Below are 18,341 nucleotides of genomic sequence, written 5' to 3'. Positions count from 1 at the left end.
GGTTTCACTTGATTTGCTCAAGTAAAGCTTCGTTTCCAACCCGTTTTACAAACTTGTGAAATTGTTCTCGTTTTTTTCCCTCTCTGCCATATAAGTCAATTAATTGTTCAACAACTGAATACAATTCTTCCGGAGAAAGCTTATCCTTGAATAAATAACCGACTGAAGCATCGTTTCCTTTTGATTTTCCACCGATATACAGACTATAAGTATCCCTTGTCTTCATGACACCAATATCATTCATGAGCGGCTCTCCACAACCAACTGGGCAACCCGTATAAGCAGGTCTTAACGTGACAGGAACAGGAGTTCCTGCTATTCTATTGTTCAGTTCAATCGCAACAGGCATTCCTTCTTCTTCAGAGCCTTTGCAAAAGTTACATGTTCGTAAACTTTTAACATAATTCCCGACTGGATAACAATGAAGTCCAGCTTCTTTAAACTCTGCAATGATTTCTTCTTTTTTCTCTTCAAGTATTTCAACGTATAATTGTTGAAAGGTAGTTAACTCCAGTTCCTCTTCGTCTCCTAAATGTTTGGCCAATACCATTAGCTGTTTTGCAGTAAGCTTAGCCCCATAATTGATACCGCCATTTACAGCGATTTTTATTTTATTATCCTTCATGATTTGCTCCTTTGAATTTTATATTTGCATTTATTCAAATGTTAGTTGCAATATCATTATTACTGATAGTCCTAATATAAAGCAAACCAAATTCATTAAAATACGCCCATCCTTATTCAGAGATGGACGCAATTACAGCTATGATTTGATACCTTAAGTTTCCGTAAATTGCTTTGTGTGCTGCAACTGAGAAGTGACTATTGGTATATCTATAAAAATGGATTGAACTTGCACTTCCCCATACAAGTGTATCCTTTTTACCAAATGCAATAAGTACTTTCTTTTTTTAAAAAACCTCCTAAACTTCATTAATACTAAGAACTTTACTCTTGTAGAACGGTAGAAATCGCCTTTGCTAAAACAGAAATTGATCGATTTATTTCTTCTTCTGTATTATCTATACCTCCAAGCTCAATAAGAACCATGTTTTGAGCCAAATCCTGATTATAGACACCGTCTACATGCTCTCCTCTTTTACCAAAAATCCCACGCGAAATACCCGGCACCAATTTATCTAATTGAGCAGACAACTGCTCGGCGTATTCTTTGTTTTTATGGAAATTCGGATTATTTTCTCCTACAACGAAATATATTTTTCCATAGGTCTGATTATTATATGTAAGTGTCGTTGTCTTCCTTTTAGCGGAATCCCTATGAAGGTCAATGATTAAATCATACTCATTTTCCTTGATTTGTTTTTCAACAAAGGGACGCACCACATGATAAGCCTCGCGGAAAGCACTATTCTGCTTTTCCATTTCTTCCATTGTATCAATAGCAAGAAATTCCGATTGAATGCCGTTTAGATCAAAATGATTTTTTATTGTATCTTCGAACGCCATAATATTTGAAGCGGGATGATAGACGGCTGTAAGATTTTCTTTGTTTTGCACTATAGGTTGGAAGGCTTCATGTGAATGTGTGAAAAACACTAGGGTTTTTGAGGGTTTTTGTTGTAAATGAGGAACGTCGGATTCTGACAGATTTTCCGCATACACTATTAGACTTTTTTTTATCGGCTCTGCTTTAGTTATTTGTAATGGTGTTGAAGAATAATTTGCGACAATTATTGGAGATAAAAATAGTGCTAATATGAAAACTGAATATATTTTAGTTTCTTTTCTCATTATATTCCCCTCCGAATATAATTCTATGTATCTAATCAACAGAATAGAATTGTAGAACTGTATTTGGAAAAGGTAATACTATTGAACATATTGAGTAGAAATTCGATTGCCATAAGGTGTGAAAGTTGACCGTAGTGTAGAGCATAGCTTGCCTCACTTTATCTGCAAAATCATCTATAATCTCTACAATAAAAAAAGGCACCCATCTATACTTAACGGGTTCGGTACACGGGGAGAAAACGTTAAAAAACATAGCATATGGGGAAGCAACTCACACTTGAATTGGTGTACCTATTTTTGGTATATCAATGTTCGTGGTGAATATCAATAGAGAATAGCATTACAATTGGTAAACGAATTAACAACAGCACATAAATTTATGTGTACCTACTAATTGCGGTGCAAATATGCTTGTTAATCGGAGGTGGAATACTTTCTTTGTAAACAATTTAGAAATAATTGATAAAATCGAAGAGGACAAGGGACTATGTGCTAAAATAGATGATAAGAGGACGGCTTATTTAACAAACGGAGCCATTTATTGATGATTAGAATGGGTAAGAGTGAGGTGTTATGATTGATAAAAAGAAATGCACGATCGCTTTCAGTAATGGGTATTGTGTTTGTATCAGTTTATATTATCTTATTTTTATCAACTGGCTTAAACAAGATAGCGGTGTATAATCCGTGGTTCGGATTTTTATTATGTGTTTTCCTTTCTGTGGGGGGCTTTATACTATCACTTTTATCAATTATCGGAAAAAGAACCCGTATAACTCCTTATTTTACATTGTTACTCTCTTTTCTATTAATGCTTTTTACGATTTTTGTATTCCTTCTACCCGAAGCTGGGATACCACCCGCTATACCATTATTTTATGATTGAATAAGGGTTTCTTCAGTTATTGGGCGCGATTGTTTAGGAAGGCATATTTAAATTACACCAATAAAATACGACAAGTAAAAACGCACAGAACATTGACTGTGCGTTTTTGTGTTTTCACCCCATCAACCGAACCCGTTAATCTATACTACAAGATGGGCGCCATTACTATGATTTGGTACCTTTATCTTCCGGAAATTGCGCTGTATACTGCGGCTGAGAATTCTGCGCGAGTCGCTTCTTTTGCGATGTTAAAGGTTTTAGATTGAAACACTGTTGTTTGATCAAATGTCTTCAGTGCATGAATTGCCTCGGATGCCCAGTGACTTGATGGTACATCATTATAATTGGACGCGACTTGAACATTACCATCTATTTTTTCTTGAAGATCAAACGCTCTATCTACGATTGCGGCAAGATGTGCACGTGTAAGTTTGTCGTTAATACCAAATTCACCCGTTGCATAACCTTGAAGGATTCCTGCTTTATTTAAAGCCGCGATGTCGGCTGCATACTGGTGCTCAGGCGCAACATCCGAAAATGTCACTTCGGTCGAACCCTTTAATTTAAGCTCGCGGTTTATCATTGCAGCCGCTTGACCACGTGTGATTGACTTTTCAGGTTTAAATGTAGAATCCTCGTAACCTTTTATTACGCCATTTTCGTTTAGTGCTATAATTGCCTCATAAGCAGGATGTTCTATAGATAGATCACTAAATACTTCACTCATCTTTTCATCTGATTTTACTTGAACTGGGTCAAAAGCTACTTTAGTAATATTTGCCACACGTTTGGCACCGGCATACTTCGGAGCCCAATAAGGATCTGTTTTTAAATTTGCCTTAAGAACACCACGGCTCTTGGCTGAGATAAATTCGTTATCCCCTAAATAGATTCCAGTGTGTGAAATCCCTTTTTTGTACGTATTTTTAAAAAACACAAGATCCCCAGGCATCAGATCTTCCTTACTGATGGAAGTTCCTACTTTAAACTGGTCTGCCGATGTTCTTGGTAATTTGATGTTAAATTCGTTAAAGACGTACCGTATATATCCCGAACAGTCAAAGCCCTTGGGAGTTGTACCTCCAAATTTATACGGCGTGCCATGAAACTTTTCGGCATAGGATGCTATGTCATTAGTATTTGCGCTGACTTTATTTAGTGTCGTAAATTGTATTGTGCTCATAAGAAACACAGCCATGACTAATTGATAAACACGTATTTTCATTTTCCACCCCAATTGTATTATTATCTATCTATTTTTTCTTTTCTATTTCTAGGTAAACTTTAGCACAAAGAGTATGAAATCCGCTTTACAATATCATGTCATTCATATTACTAATTTTAGGATTTTTTAAGGAGATAAAAAAATTAGAAATAAAGGAACGCATCAAAAAACGCTTAGATAAATTCATCTAAGCGTTTTCGTTATTTAGATTATCATATTTTTTGAAGGCTTTTAATTCAGATTCTCAACAAGTTCATTTATCATCTTTTCATCCATAGGTCCAAGTATCTTTTGACTAATAACTCCATCCGTGCCAATTACGTACGTGGTCGGAATGGTTATGATATTATACAAATCCAATACATTCCCATCATTATCCAGTAGGATAGGAAAAGTTAGTCCGTACTCCTTGACAAACTTCTCAATACTTTTCTTCCCTCCTCTCTCTTCGGAGGTCATATTAACTGCAATGATTTCCACATTTGCAGCATCCTTCTTATTCTTATAATAATTTTGCATATGGGGCATTTCTACCTTGCATGGACCACACCATGACGCCCAGAAATTAAGAATAACTATTTTCCCTTTATAATCAGTTAGCTTCACTTTTTCACCCGAAAGCGTAGGAAGTTCAAAATTCGGTGATGCTTTTCCTTTTTCAAGTCCTGATTCATCATCTATTACCGATGTTACATACGCGGCTTGAACTGTATCGATCGGCTCAGTTATTTCTGTATTTGACTTGACCATTTTAACAATAAATCCACTGATAATTAGTACTGCTATAAGAATACCTACGGTCCATTTAATCACATTCATCCCTTCTGATAAGTGCTAGCTTACAATGAATTGACCAATCATACCAAATTCTTTATGCCCTGGAATAGTACAATAAAATTCATAAACTCCTGATTCAGTAGGTGTAAATGTAAGAGTTTCAGTACTTTTTGGTGAGGCATGGAGATGTATTACATTGCTTCCTGTTTCATGATTATGATGTGATTCATTATTATTTGGAAGGGACGGAACTTTAATTTCAATATCATGCTCTATATTATCTAGGTTTTTGAGTGTCAAGGTGACCTCCCTGTCTTTCTCAACATTAATTTTATTATTTGAGTACTTCATATTAATAGCATCTATAGCAATAATTTGTCTTTCTTTATTAATTTTTTCAGTTGAATTAGATGTTGCTGAATGATGACTATTATATGATGACGATTCCCCTAGCATTCTATTTTTCTCCGCTATGGAATTGCCACCAATTAAGTAAACAGCAATAAATGTTGAGATCACCAAAGGTTTTAATAACCACTTTTTAGTGTGTACCTTTGCATTTCGAGGAGTTTTCACAATAGCTATAATAAAAATAGTGCAGACTGATAAAAACAAGAAAATCTGGATCAAGCTTATCGACTGGTCTGCACGAATCATCTCTCCAACCATTGCCCCCATCATACCGCCCATTAATCCGGCCATAAATCCCTCTAATACAGAAAGAATTCCAAAACACAGTCCACATAACGAGCCAGCTAAAACCCCAATCGCAATTGAGATGATAGTTGAAAGGAAGAGGTCCCCTTGATAAGTTACACCTAGTAAAACACCCGCAGTCAAGCCCACGTTCATGCCGTAGAACATTGAAATGATCATACCTTGCATAGTACCTAATACTTTTTTCAATCTTGCAGCCAAGATAACAACGATGAAAGTCAATAAACCTAGTGAACCTAGTACAAATAACTGATAATCCCCCATTAATCCCCCACCTTTGGCAATATTCATCAAACCATAATCACATTTCAAAAGCTATATACCTTACAAGGGTATGTCGAATCTGTCCTCTAAATGATGAATTCATTTGAAGAATTCAATAATAATATGTTAAATGGCAAATAGTGCATAATCTTTGCATATGTAATGGGTATAATTAACACATACCTAAAAACCGCTGAGAGAGGAGGTAATGGTGTGTCGAACCATTCACATCATCACCACAAATCGGAAAAACATACTGCATCAGAGCACAATCATGATCAGCATGCCCATCACTCCAACGAAGAACATCACGGGCATCATGATCAACATTCCCATGAAAAACATAATCACGGACATCATGATCACCATGCACATATGGTCAAAGATTTCAAAAGGCGTTTTTATATTTCGCTAATTGTAACTATCCCAATCTTAATTTTGTCACCAATGATTCAAATGTTTTTGAACGTTGACTGGCGTTTTACCGGGGATATGTATATTCTTTTCGCATTATCAACCTTTGTATTCTTTTATGGGGGTTGGCCATTTCTTGTTGGAGCTAAGGATGAAATAAAAAGTAGAAATCCCGGAATGATGACGTTAATTACTTTGGCGATTACTGTGGCCTATGTGTATAGCACAGCAGCAGTTTTCGGCTTTGCAGACAATGATTTCTTCTGGGAATTGGCTACTTTAGTGGACATTATGCTTCTTGGTCATTGGATTGAAATGCGTTCAGTCATGGGTGCTTCAAAGGCTTTGGAAGAGCTGGCAAAGCTGATGCCTTCGGAGGCACATCTAATCGATGCTGACGGAAATATTAAAGAAGTTGACGTAACGGAGTTAAAAAAAGGGGATCATGTACTCGTCAAGCCTGGTGAAAAAGTGCCGGTTGATGGAATGATACTTGAAGGAAAATCAACAATTGATGAATCGATGCTTACTGGTGAATCAGTGCCTGTGGAAAAAGAAGCCGGTCTAGAGGCAATAGGAGGATCTATAAATGGTGAAGGATCCTTAGTCATCTCTGTCATGAAAACCGGTAGTGAAACGTACCTTTCACAAGTAATTACCTTAGTAAGAGAAGCACAAGCATCCAAATCACGTGCACAAGACCTTGCCAACCGTGCTGCAAAGTGGTTGTTTTACGGTGCACTGGCAGCAGGCCTAATCACGTTCATTATTTGGATTTCCCTTGGTTATCCCGTTTCATTCGCCATGGAGAGAATGGTGACAGTGCTAATCATTGCTTGTCCACATGCTTTAGGATTGGCAGCTCCATTGGTTGTGGCAGTTTCAACATCGATCGCAGCTAAAAATGGACTTCTCATCCGAAATCGGGCTGCTTTTGAAGGCGCCCGAAATATTGAAGCAGTCGTCTTCGATAAAACCGGTACACTAACGAAAGGTGAGTTCGGTGTAACAAACATTTACACGTCTGGAGACTTCAAAGAAGAAGATGTCATTTCTTATGCAGCAGCGGTCGAAGCGCAATCGCAACATCCTCTTGCAAAAGGTGTAACTAGAAAAGCAGAAGAAATGGGCATCTCTCTTCAACGAGTGGAGAATTTTCAGTCATTGACTGGTAAAGGTTTAGAAGGAACTGTTAATGGAAGGCATGTTTTAGTCGTCAGTCCAGGATATGTGAAAGAGCAAAACCTTCAATTTGATGTAGTGCAATTTGATGAATGGTCTGCAGAAGGGAAAACCGTTGTGTTCACGCTAATCGATGGAGTTTTTGCAGGAATGATCGCTCTTGCGGATATCGTACGTGAAACAGCAATAGACGCCATTAATCAGTTAAAAGAAATGGATATCAAATCTATCATGCTGACCGGCGATAATGTGAAGGTGGCGCATTATATAGGTGAACAACTCAAAATGGAAGAAATTTTTGCTGAAGTCCTTCCACACGAGAAGTCCGAAAAGATTGAGCATATCCAACAAGTTGAACGACTCCGAACAGCAATGACTGGAGATGGGGTCAACGATGCACCTGCTCTCGCAAAAGCAGATTTAGGTATTGCTGTAGGGGCAGGTACTGATGTAGCCATCGAAACCGCCGATGTCGTTCTTGTTAAAAGCAATCCGCTTGATGTAGTAAATATTATCAGGCTTTCAAGGGCTACCTATCGAAAGATGACACAAAACTTGTGGTGGGCTGCAGGATATAATATCGCTGCAATCCCATTAGCCGCCGGTGTTTTATATCCTATTGGCATTGTTCTAAGCCCAGCCGTGGGAGCCATATTAATGTCTTTAAGTACGATCATTGTAGCAATCAATGCAAGACTTCTGAAACTTTAAGGACTACTGAGATTATGCAAAGAGTAGTTAAGGGCGGTGGAGTCATGGAGAATAACGACTTGATTCAAAAAGAGCTGAAAGAATTAGAGTGTATGGAGGAATGCGATTCCGATATCCTTGTGGCCCAATTAACAAAAAATCAACAACTAATTACATCAAGCCATGAGCTATATTATAAGGAAGAACAGGATCAATCATGGATCGAGCATTATTACTGCCAAATTTCTTTTAGTGAAACTACACCTAACCGTTTATTCCAGGACCTATGTAAGCTTGTAACCGAAACTCACAAATATCAGCACCCTTATCACATTAGTAAAGATCAATATCTTTACACTTGGGTTGACCTTCAACCAGACGGTCAACTAAAAAACATCTATTCCGGTGTGCAAAAAAATCCTAAAGTAGTCATTGAAGAAGATTTCAATACGGTTCAAAAACGGTTTCAAAAGTACCGAAAACTTGTCTTTCAGCAAAGGTACTCTAGCAAAGAAATCGGCAGGCATGTCAGAAGAGTTTCGAATGAACATAAATTCAATGCTGAACACGTTGTTCCCCAATCTTGGTTTAAGGCGAGGGAACCTATGAAAGGAGATTTACACCATCTCTTTGCATGTGAGCCGGAGTGTAATAGTACACGGTCTAACTTTCCCTATTATGAATTCGATTCATCAGCAGCGTCGGTTAGAAAACGTAGTTACTGCGGCTTATTTGATATCAACCAATTTGAACCAGAGTACGGTAAAGGACAAGTTGCCCGTGCAACCCTTTATTTCTTATTGCGATACCCAACAGAAATCTTACAGCACTATAAAAAAACCATTAGTCTCCCTTTATTGGTCCGGTGGCATGAACAATTCCCGGTAAACATCTACGAAAAGCATAGAAATAAAGCTATTTTTGAGATTCAGGGAAACCGAAATCCGTTTATCGATTTTCCCAATCTGACAAATGAAATAGATTTCCAATAAAAAAATTCCGGCGTGTAGTAGTATCATACACACCGGAATTTTAGTTTAATCGCCACTGTAACAAAAGAGACAATAGCACCGAGATTCCTCTATGGCCGTATAAAAAATGCCTCAGGTTATATTATCAGCAGTTTATTTTTCAGAATCATGCGTATGAATGCAGTCCTGCAATAATCAAGTTAACTGCAATTAAGTTAAACATGATAATGATAAAACCAATGACTGCAAGCCAGGCTGATTTCTCACCTTCCCATCCGCGGGAGAGCCGAAGATGTAAGTAGGCTGCATAGAATAACCACGTAATGAGCGCCCATACTTCTTTCGGATCCCACCCCCAAAATCTGGACCATGCTTCATGTGCCCAAATCATTGCAAAAACGAGTGCCCCAAGGGTAAATACCGGGAATCCGATCAGGACTGACCTGTAACCAATTTCATCCATAACTTCGGAATTCGCCTTTTTCGCGAACGGCTGAAACAATGCTGCAATCGGGCGACGCAAAATAAGTCTTAGCAATAAATAAAGGACTATGCCTGTTGCAACTGACCAAACGAATGTCGTAAGCGTCTTCGCATTAACGATTGGAGGCATTTCAGCCAGCGGCGTCATCTTGTCGGGAGTAAGTGATTCATACTCATTCATCCCAAATAATGGCGGATAATTATATACTATTTGTGCTGTTTGTTCATTTTTATTAATATAGGTGAACTTCGCTTCATACCCCATGATCGCAAATGTGGAGGAGGACAATATAAATCCGACAACAAGGATAAGAGTGAACATCACTGATTCCAACCAAAAACGTTGCTTTGATCTCTTCGTTAGATCAATGTTTTTCAATAGAAATACGAGACCTGCAACCGCACTAATTGCGAGAATCGCCTCACCCATCGCCGCTGTAATTACGTGTATCGTCAGCCAGTGGGTTTGCAACGCTGGAATTAATGGCGTGAGCTCCCTCGGGAACATACTTGCATACCCGATCATCACAACAGCTAGTGGTAATGCAAACAACCCAAGGGATGGTGTTCTGTAAAGGAAAAATAGTAAGATGAACGCGCCAACAACCATCATTGCAAATGCGGTAATAAATTCAAACATGTTACTAACCGGTGCATGAGCAGAAGCAATCCATCGTGTAATAAAATATCCTAGATGAGTGATAAATCCAATTATCGTAATACTGATCGCAATTTTTCTCCATCGATTATTTTTATATGACTCTTGTGTTTTTGCACCTTTTACTGCTCCGCCGAAGAATAGCGTTGCAACAAGATATGCAACAAATGAGAAGTACAATAAATTTCCACTCAATGATGCTAATTGCATTATGACTTGTCCCCTTTCTTACCATCATCATCAAACTTAGTCTCTTGCCTATCTTCATATTGAGGCAAGTCAGCGTAAAGTTTCACTTTATCAAGCTCTTTTTTTAAGCTGAACCAGTTTTTATTCGTATGACCTGCAAGGACAAGTTCATTTCCATCACCTTTTTGTATCCATATTCTCCGATGGTTCCAGTAGGAGCCTTGTGCAACTCCAATCATGAAAATAATACCCCCTAGGAGCAATAGATAGAGCGTTTTATCCTTCCGAACCACTAGGCCTGTAATGTCTCGTGTTTCTGCGCTGACAAACTTCACTTCATAATCATTCACATTTGTTTCAAGCGTCTGTCTGATAGCAACAAAACTTTTTTCACCTTCCGGTTTGGCTGTCGTCACCATATTAAATATGAATGCTGGATTGTTTGGAATCGGTGACTTAGTAACGGGTTCTCCGTCTTCAACACCATCAAAATCTGGATAGAATTCTAATAGCTCGACAATCGCGCCTTCGTTTAATTCATACAAACGCTCGGGATTGAGAAGGTCAACAGTAAATTCGCCAAATGACTTGTCCGTCGTCTTTTCCATCAACTGGAATGTCATCGATTTTAATTCGTTGAGACGGTAATCCATTTGGTATACGTTGAATCCGTCAAAGTTTAGAGGGTTATTCACGGTAATTGAGTAGTCTTTCACAAATTCCATCTGTTCTGATTGACCTGGAAGACCGCCCTCCGGATCTTTAAATAAGGTGACATCTGATTGGAAATTTTTCACGATGGTCCCAACTCGATCTATAGCTTGACCGAAAGCTGCATCTTCTTCCTTCGAATAAGTCTCTATAATGAAATCATTGTTCTTTAAGTAATAGCCGGGAGCACCCGGGATGGCACGTGTCTCCCCTTCTCTAAGCCAAACCGTTTCATCGACATAAAAACCGGGAAGAGTTCGTAAAAGAACCGCAAACAGGAAGATGATCAACCCCGTATGATTGACGTAAGGACCCCATCTGGAAAAACGCCCTTTCTCCGCAAGTAGCGCTCCTTCTTCTATCTTAACGTTGTATCGAAGCTCTTTAAGCTTCTCCTCCGCTTTATCAAATGAGCTATTTGAATCAGCAACTACCCCTTCGGCATAAATCCTTTGCTTCTTTAAAAAAGATGTATGTCGTTTCGTACGTTGCTTTTTCAATGATTTGTAGAGCGGAATAACCCTATCCACACTAGCGATGATGATGGAAGTACCAAGCATCCCAATTAGTATTATGAACCACCAGCTATTGTACATATCATAAAATCCAAGCTTATAATACAAGGTTCCAGCAAAACCATAATGCTTTTCGTAATATGCAAAGATGTCAGCCTCGGTCGTTGCCGGAACAAAAAGCTTCTGTGGGAAAATTGTGCCTATCGCCGACGTAACAAGTACGGCAATAATGATATTTATTCCTACCTTAACACTAGAAAAGAAGTTCCATATTTTATCAACAATCGATCGTTTATATGTCTGTGATCTTCTTGCCGATCCTTCATATCGCATATCGATAAGTTTACTTTCCCTCGCCTCATCCGTCTGAGGACGTCCGCATTGCTCACAAAGAACCGTGCCAAAAGGGTTTTCATGACCACATTGGCATTTTATTTTACTCATTTATCAATTTCTCCTTAAAGATTTTAATTTGCTGTTAAAACCCCATGAAATCCCCGAAAAATGGACTAAGCCAAGCAATAATGAACGTCAATCCATCAAAGAAAAGCAGGATTCCAAGTGCAATCATGATATAACCACCGACTTTGGTAATTGTTCGGCTATATTTTTGAATCCATTTAACACGGGTGATGAAAATGGAGAGTAGGAAAAATGGAATCGCGAATCCAAGAACATAGGCAAGCATATACCAGATGCCAGATCCCGGATTTTGAGAAGCCAGCATAAAGACTGCCCCTGTGATTGGACCCGTACAAGGCGTCCATCCCGCTGCAAACGCAAGTCCGATAAGAAATGTACCAAAATAACCAGCAGGTCGGTTCTTAAATTGCAGTTTTTTCTCCTTCATAAGGAATTCAGGTTTAAAAAGGCCAATGATCATCAATCCAAATACAATGATGAAAATGGAACCAATTTGTCGAAGGAGATCTTGGTATTGAATAAAGAAAGTCCCTACGAATGAAGAGCTAAATCCGAGAAATATGAAAATGATTGAAAACCCTAATAGAAACAACAGTGTGTGCACTATTCCGCTTTTCCGGATCTTCCTTTTATCGGATTTCAATTCATCCAGTGACATGCCCGTAATATAAGAAAGGAACGCCGGGTAGAGAGGTAATGTGCAGGGTGATATGAAGTTAAGTAGCCCTGCACCGAATGCTAGAAATAAATTTAAATCAGTGAACATATATGACACTCCTTAATAACAAACAGCAATTTACTAGAGTCAAAAGTTAGATTCCCCAATACGTCAGCGTATCAAATAATCCGATCAACACAAGCAGCACTCCCGCTAATCGTTGAATGGCACGACCGATTTTCACGCTCTTCCTCATGATGCGGCGGTCTGTTTCAAAAAGCCATATCATCAGGAATAGAAGAATGAGAGGGAACGATGTTGCGATTCCAAAAACCGCGGGGAGTACAAAACCATACGAAGTTGACGAAACGGTTGGCATAAGCCAAACGAAAAACAGAACGAACATTGTCGGGCAGAATGCAAGTGAAAAACTTGCACCTAGAAGGAAAGAACCAACCTTCCCTTCTCGCATTCGTACCGGTATATGTATAGTCATGCGTTGAAAGATTCTCAGTTTCAATACTCCCAATAGTACAAGGCCAGTGACAACAATGAGAGGACCGATCGCCTTTCGGAAAAGTGGAAAGTACTCCGTCATCTTCGATTCGAATGTTTGACCGAACATCCATGCCAAAAGACCAAATGCACTGAATACGACAACCTTTCCCGCAATAAAAGAAAATATTTCTAGCCAATCCGTTTTGAATTGAATGGTCCGATTACCGTAAAGAGTGATGGCGCTCATATTCCCTGTCAATTGACATGGGGCAACAGCGCCAACCACTCCTAACAGTAATGCAAACATGAGTGGGAAATCTGCATACGCATTAATAAGGCCAGTGACAGGCTCCGTGATTATTTGACTGATTTTCGACAAAAATCCATACATTGAAAATCACCAACCCTACTTTAATTTAGTAACTCTCCATTTTTAGCAAGGGTATCCCAATTTACTCCTCCGTCTGTTGTCCTATAAATATCATTAGTAAAAGTGGCAATTACAATCTCCTCTTGATCATCTGGATTAACCGCTATATATACGATTGGAGCAATTTCGTTTGGAAGCGAAATTTCCACTTCCTCTTTTCCATCTGATACAAACGAGCTGAGCTTCACAATGTCATTCTCGTAGCTGGCATACAATCCTCCTGTTTCAGTCAACATCACAAATGTAACCATTCCCGCCTCATTTAGAGGGGCAAAGCTTTCACCAAAGTCCTGTGAGAAAAACAATCCATCTTTACTCCCGATTGTAATTATTTCTTCGCGGGAAGGATGTGCTGCTAAATTCGAGATATACTCGGAATCGAAACCATTCATTGAAGCTTGCTTCCATGAACTTCCCTCATCGAGTGAATAATGAAGACCCGCTGGCATATCTTTTGTCGGCATTTCATTCAATGCATAGATGGCATTTGACTCATATCCGACTGCCATATAGTGAAAATCGATTTCACCGTAAAATGCCAATTTTTCAAAGCTCGCACCACGATCTGTACTTTTCACAAGTCCAAGTGGATTTTCAAGTTCTGAATTTGGTTCCGGATGTCCGCTTGAAAAGAAACCTTCACGTACTGCTTGGAAACCCATATAATCGTGCTTTTCGCTATTCGCTTCTTTCCAACCATCTTCACCATAAGCGTAGAGCCCTTCATGTGTTGAAATGACCACTTCCGGACCTCCATTTATATAACCTAGACCATGTAGATGATCAATTTTACTGTTTTCCAATTCCTCATACCCGAAGGTATCATCCTTAGTCGCATTACATGCAGACAAAAGCGTGATCATCCCCGCAATGCCAATATATTTCGCTATTTTTTTCATCATTTCGATCTCCTTTAATTCCATTTGTATCCGATTCCCCACACTGTTAATAAGAAGTCATTGATAGGGAATCCCGCAGCTTTTAATTTCTCCCTTAAATTACGGATATGCGAGTCCACTGTCCGGATATCTGTGAATGTGTTATAGTCCCAAGCGGTACGTAAAAGCTGTTCCCGGGTAAAAGTCCTTTTCGGATGAGTGATTAACGCCTCAATTATATAAAATTCCTTCAAGGTCAGCTGCACTTCCAAGTTATTATAATGCAATGAATAAGAATCCCGATTTAACATGAAATCCCCATACACCGTATTGCTGTTTTCTACGTTTTCGCTTGAAGTGCGGCGTAGTAATGCATTCACTCTTGCCACAAGTTCCCGCTCGTCAAAAGGCTTTGTAATATAATCATCCGCCCCGTATTCAAGTCCTTTTACAATATCCGCTTTGTCTGTCCTCGCTGTAAGCATAATCACCGGAATGGTCGATAGTTCCCGTATGTTCTTGCACACTTCCCAACCATCCAAATCAGGCATCATCACATCCAATAGAACAATATCGACCTTTTCATCCCTTACCATTTCCAATCCCTTTTTCCCGGTATCCGCTTTTATACAGTTGAACCCATGGGGCTCCAAAAACAATTCAAGTAAATCGAGCATTCTCTGCTCGTCGTCTATAAGTAAGATCGTCTGCATCTTATCAACTCCTTACCGGCTTAAATCTTTAATGTAAATCTACTCCCTTTTCCAAACTCACTTTTCACCTCTATCGATCCCCCATGAGCTTCTACCAATTCTTTTACAATGGCAAGTCCAAGGCCAGATCCACCAAACGTTCTAGAGCGGGATTTTTCAACTCTAAAAAGCTTTTCAAAAATCAAATCGATTTGTTCTTCCGGTATTCCAATTCCTTCATCTGCAATTGAAATGACAGTTTGATTTTGTTCTTTGGAAATTTCAAATCTCACAGTTGTGTTTTCATTTGAATATTTTAATGCATTATCTAATAGATTCAGTACAACCTGTTCAAGTCGCACAGGATCTGCATGAATCGAAAAATCAGCCTTGCATATCAAATTCAGATTTACTTTCTTTAGGGCAAATGAAGGTTCGACTAGTCGGTAGATATCTTTTGCAAACTTTTTGGATGAAAAATTCTCCTTAGATACAACGAATGCCCTTTCATCCATTTTCGCCAAATCCATTAAGTTTTTCACAAGATCCTTCATGCGATTGGATTCTTCAGCAATAATCAATAGATAGCTATTTCTTTCCTCTTCGGTCAAATCATGTCGCATAGCAACTTTCAAATAGCCAATCAAATAGGTTAACGGAGTACTTAGTTCGTGTGAAATGGATGCAAGAAATTCATTTCGTTCCTTTTTCATTTTCTCCAAATCGTTGGCCAGTTTCCGAATCGCAATCGATAATTCACCAAGCTCGTCATTGCCTCCTACAGGAAGGCTTACATCGAATTTCCCTTCGCTTAATTTCTCGGTTGCTTCTTTCATACGAATCAAAGGCCGAGTAAGAAATTTGGATAAAATCGTGTATATGACAAACAGGATGACGATAATTGCTCCCCCTGCCAAACCGAAATGGAAATTCAATTTCTGCACTAACCGTTCGATTGGTTCGCTACTTTGAAACATGAAAACATATCCCGAGTTATTCTCATTAATCTTATATGGATGAGCGCTAATGATATAAGGTGAGTCTTTCCAATCCTGTTTAATGATTCGATCATTCTGGTTCGCGGAGTCTTGTAAAAATGATAATGAAGGCAGGAGATTTTCCAATTTTGTATCCGAACTTCGGATTATTTCACCGCTCTTTCCGGTTATGACAACTCCTCTATCCCCTTCTATTTCCATCAATACGATATGCGTGATCGTCTCATCCGAATAATAGTCGATTAAGACATTTCGGTGGTTCGAACCACTTGCCAACAGGCGTGAATATTCTTCATCCACTCTTGTATGAACGATATTTTGGTGCAAATACATCATTAGCACCGATTCAAGGACAAGGAAAGAAATAATGAAATAAGCGGCAAGTTTTTTGGATATCTTATTCATCCTTGTTAATTCTCCTCTCCTCATGAAATTAGTATAGAAAACAATTGTGAAAAAGATATGCAGAAGAAGGTAGAATTAATGAGTTTGTGCGAATTCATGACTTCTTTGTGTCTGCACACTTTCTTCAAAGTTCTTTAGTATAGTAGTCATCGTATAGAAATTCCAGCAAACAATCCCTATTTTGTAGACATTGAAAGGAGCATTCATCATTGAGTAACAAAAAAAGGAATCGTTTTATTTTCAGGGTAATTACATTGACACTTCTGGCCGCAGCCATTGTCTTTACTATCTACTCAAATTTCGCAAAAGAGAAATTTGATGTGTTAAAGGTAGGGGATTATGCCCCGGACTTTGCGCTTGTTGATTTAGATGGAATTGAACATAAGCTATCTGAGTATAGAGGCCAAGGGGTCTTTTTAAACTTTTGGGGAACTTGGTGTGCTCCATGTAAAAAGGAAATGCCTGCTATGGGTCGACAATATGAAGTGTATAAAGACCAAGGAGTACAAATATTAGCAGTCAATATCGCTGAATCGGATTTTAAAGTTCGTACATTTGCTGAACAATATGGGATGACCTTCCCTACTTTAATCGATAAGACGAAAAGCGTTATGCAAGCATATAATGTTAAACCGTTACCTACTACTTTGCTTATCAATCCGGAAGGTAAGATTGTTAGAATTATTACAGGGGAAATGTCAGAAAGTGATATTAAAGGATATATGGAAGAGATCAAGCCAGGTTGACTAAACCATATTCTAAAGACAAGTCCTAATTTGTACATAAAACGTCTGATAGCGTTAGGATATCTGTAAAACTTTCTAAGGGCGATATCGTTTGTATAAGTAAATCAGAAACTGATTTTGTGATTGAAGCTTTGGAAAATAACCCTGAGATAATGAAAGATAAAAGTTAATAGTTTGCTCGAAAAACTGAAAAATAAGAAGTAGTAAATGAAGTGGAGAAGGCATAAGCCCTCTCCACTTATATTTTTTCAAAACTGCACACTGTAGTTGCATCGGCTGCATTCGTCGAACACTTCTCAGGAATACGACGACTCATCAATGTTCCTTCTTTGACGCAGTGCTTTTCAGCAAGCAATTTAAAGGTTATCTCGGTTGTTTCCCAATCGCTCTAAATCTCATCACAATTTGGCACTTCACATCACCGCCGCCACCTTTGACTTTAGGCATAGAAAAAGCACCCATCCCAATAGACAAGTGCTTAGCAATTATTATATCGCTCCATTTCTCCTTAAGTTTTTCATGATCTCCGGGTTATCGTTTTCCACACTATAAAAGAACACTTCATCCATGTGACTCTCGATATCCCATTCTTTTATACTCCATTCGTTTGTAGTAACAAGTATTATTTTTCCTGAGTCAGTTTCATCCAATTCATTCAATAGCTTTGCATATCTACCACGATCATCCAGTACTGTTTGAATTGGATAATACAAAGTGAAAGTTCCTTCATTACCTCTAGGATTGGATTTTGTATGATTTGCGTAACCACTAAAATTAATTGTCATTCTTCCTATTTTATAATTCGTGGTTGACTTTACCTTATACGGTAATAGTTTTTTATTGAAAGCTACATTGATGAAATCAGAGATATCCCCCATAGAACTTGTTCGTATTATGCCTTTATCAAATACTTTGTTCAAACAAGAAAGGACAACTCTTAACTTTGCATCATTATCATACCCTTTTACCAATAACGTTCTTCGGTTTTCATCACGCAAAAACTTAAGTATGACTTCTATAGCGAATTGCTCATCTTTCATGACATCATCCCCCTTTGTGACACTATTCGCCAAGAAAGGTGTAAATTCCTCTTTATGTATCACGCCCGAAGAACGTATATAACACAAGACGACATCATTGCGTGTTTCCGCACGCGGTGACGCGCTCAATCGGGGCTAT

General features: G+C 38.6%; 16 protein-coding genes. 3 read left to right on the top strand and 13 right to left on the bottom strand.

The annotated features are described in order from the left end of the window. Positions 1-4: 4 nt before the first annotated feature. The 5 genes from M3191_RS11175 to M3191_RS11155 all read right to left on the bottom strand — a co-directional run bounded on the left by M3191_RS11175 (position 5) and on the right by M3191_RS11155 (position 5,669). Positions 5-625 carry a nitrite reductase gene (locus tag M3191_RS11175; RefSeq protein ID WP_251700456.1) on the bottom strand — a complete coding sequence of 207 codons (621 nt, stop codon included), beginning with the start codon at positions 623-625 and terminating at the stop codon, positions 5-7. Positions 626-948: 323 nt separating this feature from the next. After that, positions 949-1,752 (bottom strand): stage II sporulation protein P, encoded by an 804-nt coding sequence (spoIIP, locus tag M3191_RS11170; protein WP_251700455.1) that lies wholly within the window; start codon positions 1,750-1,752, stop codon positions 949-951. A 1,067-nt stretch (positions 1,753-2,819) separates the two neighbouring features. Next, positions 2,820-3,863, bottom strand: a complete 1,044-nt coding sequence (locus M3191_RS11165; protein ID WP_251700454.1) for a C40 family peptidase — start codon at positions 3,861-3,863, stop codon at positions 2,820-2,822. Between the two features lie 231 nt (positions 3,864-4,094). Beyond that, positions 4,095-4,682 carry a peroxiredoxin family protein gene (locus M3191_RS11160; RefSeq protein ID WP_251700453.1) on the bottom strand — a complete coding sequence of 196 codons (588 nt, stop codon included), beginning with the start codon at positions 4,680-4,682 and terminating at the stop codon, positions 4,095-4,097. A 15-nt stretch (positions 4,683-4,697) separates the two neighbouring features. Continuing rightward, positions 4,698-5,669 (bottom strand): plastocyanin/azurin family copper-binding protein, encoded by a 972-nt coding sequence (locus M3191_RS11155; protein ID WP_251700452.1) that lies wholly within the window; start codon positions 5,667-5,669, stop codon positions 4,698-4,700. 114 nt (positions 5,670-5,783) lie between these two features. Here M3191_RS11155 and M3191_RS11150 point away from each other — a divergent pair, with 114 nt between their 5' ends. Together M3191_RS11150 and M3191_RS11145 are read left to right on the top strand one after the other, a co-directional pair. After that, positions 5,784-7,928, top strand: a complete 2,145-nt coding sequence (locus M3191_RS11150) for a copper-translocating P-type ATPase (protein WP_371922506.1) — start codon at positions 5,784-5,786, stop codon at positions 7,926-7,928. A 44-nt stretch (positions 7,929-7,972) separates the two neighbouring features. After that, a complete protein-coding gene (locus M3191_RS11145; RefSeq protein WP_251700450.1) occupies positions 7,973-8,899 on the top strand; it encodes an endonuclease I family protein in 927 nt (308 codons plus the stop codon). Positions 8,900-9,044: 145 nt separating this feature from the next. Here M3191_RS11145 and ccsB read toward each other — a convergent pair whose 3' ends face one another. From ccsB to M3191_RS11110, 7 genes are read right to left on the bottom strand one after another with little or no spacing between them, the layout of a single operon-like run. Then, positions 9,045-10,229, bottom strand: coding sequence for a c-type cytochrome biogenesis protein CcsB (gene ccsB / locus M3191_RS11140; RefSeq protein WP_251700449.1), 1,185 nt, complete (start codon positions 10,227-10,229; stop codon positions 9,045-9,047). After that, positions 10,229-11,878, bottom strand: a complete 1,650-nt coding sequence (gene resB / locus M3191_RS11135) for a cytochrome c biogenesis protein ResB (RefSeq protein WP_251700448.1) — start codon at positions 11,876-11,878, stop codon at positions 10,229-10,231. Before resB ends, ccsB begins: the two co-directional genes overlap by 1 nt. A 34-nt stretch (positions 11,879-11,912) precedes the next feature. Then, positions 11,913-12,623, bottom strand: a complete 711-nt coding sequence (locus M3191_RS11130) for a cytochrome c biogenesis CcdA family protein (protein ID WP_251700447.1) — start codon at positions 12,621-12,623, stop codon at positions 11,913-11,915. Between the two features lie 46 nt (positions 12,624-12,669). Then, positions 12,670-13,404, bottom strand: a complete 735-nt coding sequence (locus tag M3191_RS11125; protein WP_251700446.1) for an urease accessory protein UreH domain-containing protein — start codon at positions 13,402-13,404, stop codon at positions 12,670-12,672. Positions 13,405-13,424: 20 nt separating this feature from the next. Beyond that, positions 13,425-14,342 (bottom strand): F510_1955 family glycosylhydrolase, encoded by a 918-nt coding sequence (locus M3191_RS11120; RefSeq protein ID WP_251700445.1) that lies wholly within the window; start codon positions 14,340-14,342, stop codon positions 13,425-13,427. Between the two features lie 14 nt (positions 14,343-14,356). Beyond that, positions 14,357-15,034, bottom strand: a complete 678-nt coding sequence (locus M3191_RS11115; protein WP_251700444.1) for a response regulator transcription factor — start codon at positions 15,032-15,034, stop codon at positions 14,357-14,359. A gap of 20 nt (positions 15,035-15,054) precedes the next feature. Then, positions 15,055-16,416, bottom strand: coding sequence for a sensor histidine kinase (locus M3191_RS11110; RefSeq protein WP_251700443.1), 1,362 nt, complete (start codon positions 16,414-16,416; stop codon positions 15,055-15,057). Positions 16,417-16,625: 209 nt separating this feature from the next. Here M3191_RS11110 and resA point away from each other — a divergent pair, with 209 nt between their 5' ends. Further along, a complete protein-coding gene (gene resA, locus M3191_RS11105; RefSeq protein ID WP_251700442.1) occupies positions 16,626-17,162 on the top strand; it encodes a thiol-disulfide oxidoreductase ResA in 537 nt (178 codons plus the stop codon). Positions 17,163-17,650: 488 nt separating this feature from the next. Here resA and M3191_RS11100 read toward each other — a convergent pair whose 3' ends face one another. Further along, positions 17,651-18,202, bottom strand: coding sequence for a hypothetical protein (locus M3191_RS11100; RefSeq protein ID WP_251700441.1), 552 nt, complete (start codon positions 18,200-18,202; stop codon positions 17,651-17,653). Positions 18,203-18,341 lie beyond the last annotated feature (139 nt).

Source organism: Sporosarcina luteola, assembly GCF_023715535.1.
Classification (GTDB): domain Bacteria; phylum Bacillota; class Bacilli; order Bacillales_A; family Planococcaceae; genus Sporosarcina; species Sporosarcina luteola_B.
The sequence above is the reverse complement of the archived record's forward strand: the minus strand, read 5'-3'. Positions and strand labels throughout refer to the sequence as shown.